Origin of the sequence: Pseudaquabacterium pictum, assembly GCF_005403045.1 — a bacterium.
Classification (GTDB): Bacteria; Pseudomonadota; Gammaproteobacteria; order Burkholderiales; family Burkholderiaceae_C; genus Pseudaquabacterium; species Pseudaquabacterium pictum.
This window is the reverse complement of record NZ_BJCL01000037.1, coordinates 1-5,513: the sequence shown is the minus strand read 5'-3', so window position 1 is coordinate 5,513 and position 5,513 is coordinate 1. Positions and strand designations below refer to the sequence as shown.

General features: G+C 44.7%; 9 protein-coding genes. All 9 read left to right on the top strand.

Going from position 1 to position 5,513, the window contains the following annotated elements; translation table 11 throughout:
- Window positions 1–232, top strand: a 232-nt coding sequence (locus tag FFT10_RS29000; RefSeq protein WP_019843257.1) for a scaffolding protein D, incomplete at its 5' end; no start/stop codon positions are given.
- Window positions 232–348, top strand: coding sequence for a phage DNA packaging protein J (locus tag FFT10_RS28990; RefSeq protein WP_000033471.1), 117 nt, complete (start codon window positions 232–234; stop codon window positions 346–348). The genes FFT10_RS29000 and FFT10_RS28990, both read left to right, overlap by 1 nt.
- Before the next feature lie 36 nt (window positions 349–384).
- The gene (locus FFT10_RS28985; RefSeq protein WP_000065572.1) at window positions 385–1,668 is read left to right on the top strand and encodes a major capsid protein; all 1,284 of its coding nucleotides are present in this window, start codon (window positions 385–387) and stop codon (window positions 1,666–1,668) included.
- Window positions 1,669–1,778: 110 nt separating this feature from the next.
- Window positions 1,779–2,306, top strand: coding sequence for a hypothetical protein (locus FFT10_RS28980; protein WP_000487867.1), 528 nt, complete (start codon window positions 1,779–1,781; stop codon window positions 2,304–2,306).
- Window positions 2,307–2,314: 8 nt separating this feature from the next.
- Window positions 2,315–3,301, top strand: coding sequence for a Minor spike protein (locus FFT10_RS28975; RefSeq protein WP_000466547.1), 987 nt, complete (start codon window positions 2,315–2,317; stop codon window positions 3,299–3,301).
- 63 nt (window positions 3,302–3,364) lie between these two features.
- Window positions 3,365–4,906, top strand: coding sequence for a replication endonuclease (locus FFT10_RS28970; protein WP_000252566.1), 1,542 nt, complete (start codon window positions 3,365–3,367; stop codon window positions 4,904–4,906).
- On the top strand, window positions 4,839–4,991 hold the full coding sequence (locus FFT10_RS28965) for a hypothetical protein (RefSeq protein WP_435988044.1): 153 nt from the start codon (window positions 4,839–4,841) through the stop codon (window positions 4,989–4,991). The genes FFT10_RS28970 and FFT10_RS28965 overlap by 68 nt, the downstream gene beginning before the upstream one ends.
- The gene (locus FFT10_RS28960) at window positions 4,924–5,163 is read left to right on the top strand and encodes a phage DNA packaging protein C (protein WP_016670801.1); all 240 of its coding nucleotides are present in this window, start codon (window positions 4,924–4,926) and stop codon (window positions 5,161–5,163) included. Before FFT10_RS28965 ends, FFT10_RS28960 begins: the two co-directional genes overlap by 68 nt.
- A partial coding sequence (locus tag FFT10_RS28955; RefSeq protein ID WP_137736058.1) for an external scaffolding protein D occupies window positions 5,160–5,513 on the top strand: 354 nt, incomplete at its 3' end. The genes FFT10_RS28960 and FFT10_RS28955, both read left to right, overlap by 4 nt.

Here is a 5,513-nt window from a genome sequence, read left to right as displayed (position 1 = left end):
GTTTATTGCTGCCGTCATTGCTTATTATGTTCATCCCGTCAACATTCAAACGGCCTGTCTCATCATGGAAGGCGCTGAATTTACGGAAAACATTATTAATGGCGTCGAGCGTCCGGTTAAAGCCGCTGAATTGTTCGCGTTTACCTTGCGTGTACGCGCAGGAAACACTGACGTTCTTACTGACGCAGAAGAAAACGTGCGTCAAAAATTACGTGCAGAAGGAGTGATGTAATGTCTAAAGGTAAAAAACGTTCTGGCGCTCGCCCTGGTCGTCCGCAGCCGTTGCGAGGTACTAAAGGCAAGCGTAAAGGCGCTCGTCTTTGGTATGTAGGTGGTCAACAATTTTAATTGCAGGGGCTTCGGCCCCTTACTTGAGGATAAATTATGTCTAATATTCAAACTGGCGCCGAGCGTATGCCGCATGACCTTTCCCATCTTGGCTTCCTTGCTGGTCAGATTGGTCGTCTTATTACCATTTCAACTACTCCGGTTATCGCTGGCGACTCCTTCGAGATGGACGCCGTTGGCGCTCTCCGTCTTTCTCCATTGCGTCGTGGCCTTGCTATTGACTCTACTGTAGACATTTTTACTTTTTATGTCCCTCATCGTCACGTTTATGGTGAACAGTGGATTAAGTTCATGAAGGATGGTGTTAATGCCACTCCTCTCCCGACTGTTAACACTACTGGTTATATTGACCATGCCGCTTTTCTTGGCACGATTAACCCTGATACCAATAAAATCCCTAAGCATTTGTTTCAGGGTTATTTGAATATCTATAACAACTATTTTAAAGCGCCGTGGATGCCTGACCGTACCGAGGCTAACCCTAATGAGCTTAATCAAGATGATGCTCGTTATGGTTTCCGTTGCTGCCATCTCAAAAACATTTGGACTGCTCCGCTTCCTCCTGAGACTGAGCTTTCTCGCCAAATGACGACTTCTACCACATCTATTGACATTATGGGTCTGCAAGCTGCTTATGCTAATTTGCATACTGACCAAGAACGTGATTACTTCATGCAGCGTTACCATGATGTTATTTCTTCATTTGGAGGTAAAACCTCTTATGACGCTGACAACCGTCCTTTACTTGTCATGCGCTCTAATCTCTGGGCATCTGGCTATGATGTTGATGGAACTGACCAAACGTCGTTAGGCCAGTTTTCTGGTCGTGTTCAACAGACCTATAAACATTCTGTGCCGCGTTTCTTTGTTCCTGAGCATGGCACTATGTTTACTCTTGCGCTTGTTCGTTTTCCGCCTACTGCGACTAAAGAGATTCAGTACCTTAACGCTAAAGGTGCTTTGACTTATACCGATATTGCTGGCGACCCTGTTTTGTATGGCAACTTGCCGCCGCGTGAAATTTCTATGAAGGATGTTTTCCGTTCTGGTGATTCGTCTAAGAAGTTTAAGATTGCTGAGGGTCAGTGGTATCGTTATGCGCCTTCGTATGTTTCTCCTGCTTATCACCTTCTTGAAGGCTTCCCATTCATTCAGGAACCGCCTTCTGGTGATTTGCAAGAACGCGTACTTATTCGCCACCATGATTATGACCAGTGTTTCCAGTCCGTTCAGTTGTTGCAGTGGAATAGTCAGGTTAAATTTAATGTGACCGTTTATCGCAATCTGCCGACCACTCGCGATTCAATCATGACTTCGTGATAAAAGATTGAGTGTGAGGTTATAACGCCGAAGCGGTAAAAATTTTAATTTTTGCCGCTGAGGGGTTGACCAAGCGAAGCGCGGTAGGTTTTCTGCTTAGGAGTTTAATCATGTTTCAGACTTTTATTTCTCGCCATAATTCAAACTTTTTTTCTGATAAGCTGGTTCTCACTTCTGTTACTCCAGCTTCTTCGGCACCTGTTTTACAGACACCTAAAGCTACATCGTCAACGTTATATTTTGATAGTTTGACGGTTAATGCTGGTAATGGTGGTTTTCTTCATTGCATTCAGATGGATACATCTGTCAACGCCGCTAATCAGGTTGTTTCTGTTGGTGCTGATATTGCTTTTGATGCCGACCCTAAATTTTTTGCCTGTTTGGTTCGCTTTGAGTCTTCTTCGGTTCCGACTACCCTCCCGACTGCCTATGATGTTTATCCTTTGGATGGTCGCCATGATGGTGGTTATTATACCGTCAAGGACTGTGTGACTATTGACGTCCTTCCCCGTACGCCGGGCAATAATGTTTATGTTGGTTTCATGGTTTGGTCTAACTTTACCGCTACTAAATGCCGCGGATTGGTTTCGCTGAATCAGGTTATTAAAGAGATTATTTGTCTCCAGCCACTTAAGTGAGGTGATTTATGTTTGGTGCTATTGCTGGCGGTATTGCTTCTGCTCTTGCTGGTGGCGCCATGTCTAAATTGTTTGGAGGCGGTCAAAAAGCCGCCTCCGGTGGCATTCAAGGTGATGTGCTTGCTACCGATAACAATACTGTAGGCATGGGTGATGCTGGTATTAAATCTGCCATTCAAGGCTCTAATGTTCCTAACCCTGATGAGGCCGTCCCTAGTTTTGTTTCTGGTGCTATGGCTAAAGCTGGTAAAGGACTTCTTGAAGGTACGTTGCAGGCTGGCACTTCTGCCGTTTCTGATAAGTTGCTTGATTTGGTTGGACTTGGTGGCAAGTCTGCCGCTGATAAAGGAAAGGATACTCGTGATTATCTTGCTGCTGCATTTCCTGAGCTTAATGCTTGGGAGCGTGCTGGTGCTGATGCTTCCTCTGCTGGTATGGTTGACGCCGGATTTGAGAATCAAAAAGAGCTTACTAAAATGCAACTGGACAATCAGAAAGAGATTGCCGAGATGCAAAATGAGACTCAAAAAGAGATTGCTGGCATTCAGTCGGCGACTTCACGCCAGAATACGAAAGACCAGGTATATGCACAAAATGAGATGCTTGCTTATCAACAGAAGGAGTCTACTGCTCGCGTTGCGTCTATTATGGAAAACACCAATCTTTCCAAGCAACAGCAGGTTTCCGAGATTATGCGCCAAATGCTTACTCAAGCTCAAACGGCTGGTCAGTATTTTACCAATGACCAAATCAAAGAAATGACTCGCAAGGTTAGTGCTGAGGTTGACTTAGTTCATCAGCAAACGCAGAATCAGCGGTATGGCTCTTCTCATATTGGCGCTACTGCAAAGGATATTTCTAATGTCGTCACTGATGCTGCTTCTGGTGTGGTTGATATTTTTCATGGTATTGATAAAGCTGTTGCCGATACTTGGAACAATTTCTGGAAAGACGGTAAAGCTGATGGTATTGGCTCTAATTTGTCTAGGAAATAACCGTCAGGATTGACACCCTCCCAATTGTATGTTTTCATGCCTCCAAATCTTGGAGGCTTTTTTATGGTTCGTTCTTATTACCCTTCTGAATGTCACGCTGATTATTTTGACTTTGAGCGTATCGAGGCTCTTAAACCTGCTATTGAGGCTTGTGGCATTTCTACTCTTTCTCAATCCCCAATGCTTGGCTTCCATAAGCAGATGGATAACCGCATCAAGCTCTTGGAAGAGATTCTGTCTTTTCGTATGCAGGGCGTTGAGTTCGATAATGGTGATATGTATGTTGACGGCCATAAGGCTGCTTCTGACGTTCGTGATGAGTTTGTATCTGTTACTGAGAAGTTAATGGATGAATTGGCACAATGCTACAATGTGCTCCCCCAACTTGATATTAATAACACTATAGACCACCGCCCCGAAGGGGACGAAAAATGGTTTTTAGAGAACGAGAAGACGGTTACGCAGTTTTGCCGCAAGCTGGCTGCTGAACGCCCTCTTAAGGATATTCGCGATGAGTATAATTACCCCAAAAAGAAAGGTATTAAGGATGAGTGTTCAAGATTGCTGGAGGCCTCCACTATGAAATCGCGTAGAGGCTTTGCTATTCAGCGTTTGATGAATGCAATGCGACAGGCTCATGCTGATGGTTGGTTTATCGTTTTTGACACTCTCACGTTGGCTGACGACCGATTAGAGGCGTTTTATGATAATCCCAATGCTTTGCGTGACTATTTTCGTGATATTGGTCGTATGGTTCTTGCTGCCGAGGGTCGCAAGGCTAATGATTCACACGCCGACTGCTATCAGTATTTTTGTGTGCCTGAGTATGGTACAGCTAATGGCCGTCTTCATTTCCATGCGGTGCACTTTATGCGGACACTTCCTACAGGTAGCGTTGACCCTAATTTTGGTCGTCGGGTACGCAATCGCCGCCAGTTAAATAGCTTGCAAAATACGTGGCCTTATGGTTACAGTATGCCCATCGCAGTTCGCTACACGCAGGACGCTTTTTCACGTTCTGGTTGGTTGTGGCCTGTTGATGCTAAAGGTGAGCCGCTTAAAGCTACCAGTTATATGGCTGTTGGTTTCTATGTGGCTAAATACGTTAACAAAAAGTCAGATATGGACCTTGCTGCTAAAGGTCTAGGAGCTAAAGAATGGAACAACTCACTAAAAACCAAGCTGTCGCTACTTCCCAAGAAGCTGTTCAGAATCAGAATGAGCCGCAACTTCGGGATGAAAATGCTCACAATGACAAATCTGTCCACGGAGTGCTTAATCCAACTTACCAAGCTGGGTTACGACGCGACGCCGTTCAACCAGATATTGAAGCAGAACGCAAAAAGAGAGATGAGATTGAGGCTGGGAAAAGTTACTGTAGCCGACGTTTTGGCGGCGCAACCTGTGACGACAAATCTGCTCAAATTTATGCGCGCTTCGATAAAAATGATTGGCGTATCCAACCTGCAGAGTTTTATCGCTTCCATGACGCAGAAGTTAACACTTTCGGATATTTCTGATGAGTCGAAAAATTATCTTGATAAAGCAGGAATTACTACTGCTTGTTTACGAATTAAATCGAAGTGGACTGCTGGCGGAAAATGAGAAAATTCGACCTATCCTTGCGCAGCTCGAGAAGCTCTTACTTTGCGACCTTTCGCCATCAACTAACGATTCTGTCAAAAACTGACGCGTTGGATGAGGAGAAGTGGCTTAATATGCTTGGCACGTTCGTCAAGGACTGGTTTAGATATGAGTCACATTTTGTTCATGGTAGAGATTCTCTTGTTGACATTTTAAAAGAGCGTGGATTACTATCTGAGTCCGATGCTGTTCAACCACTAATAGGTAAGAAATCATGAGTCAAGTTACTGAACAATCCGTACGTTTCCAGACCGCTTTGGCCTCTATTAAGCTCATTCAGGCTTCTGCCGTTTTGGATTTAACCGAAGATGATTTCGATTTTCTGACGAGTAACAAAGTTTGGATTGCTACTGACCGCTCTCGTGCTCGTCGCTGCGTTGAGGCTTGCGTTTATGGTACGCTGGACTTTGTAGGATACCCTCGCTTTCCTGCTCCTGTTGAGTTTATTGCTGCCGTCATTGCTTATTATGTTCATCCCGTCAACATTCAAACGGCCTGTCTCATCATGGAAGGCGCTGAATTTACGGAAAACATTATTAATGGCGTCGAGCGTCCGGTTAAAGCCGCT

Bases quoted from the DNA above. Each gene is read 5' to 3' on its own strand.
- FFT10_RS28980 (WP_000487867.1), top strand. From the start codon at position 1,779: ATGTTTCAGACTTTTATTTCTCGCCATAATTCAAACTTTTTTTCTGAT.
- FFT10_RS28970 (WP_000252566.1), top strand. From the start codon at position 3,365: ATGGTTCGTTCTTATTACCCTTCTGAATGTCACGCTGATTATTTTGAC.
- FFT10_RS28990 (WP_000033471.1), top strand. From the start codon at position 232: ATGTCTAAAGGTAAAAAACGTTCTGGCGCTCGCCCTGGTCGTCCGCAG.
- FFT10_RS28985 (WP_000065572.1), top strand. From the start codon at position 385: ATGTCTAATATTCAAACTGGCGCCGAGCGTATGCCGCATGACCTTTCC.
- FFT10_RS28975 (WP_000466547.1), top strand. From the start codon at position 2,315: ATGTTTGGTGCTATTGCTGGCGGTATTGCTTCTGCTCTTGCTGGTGGC.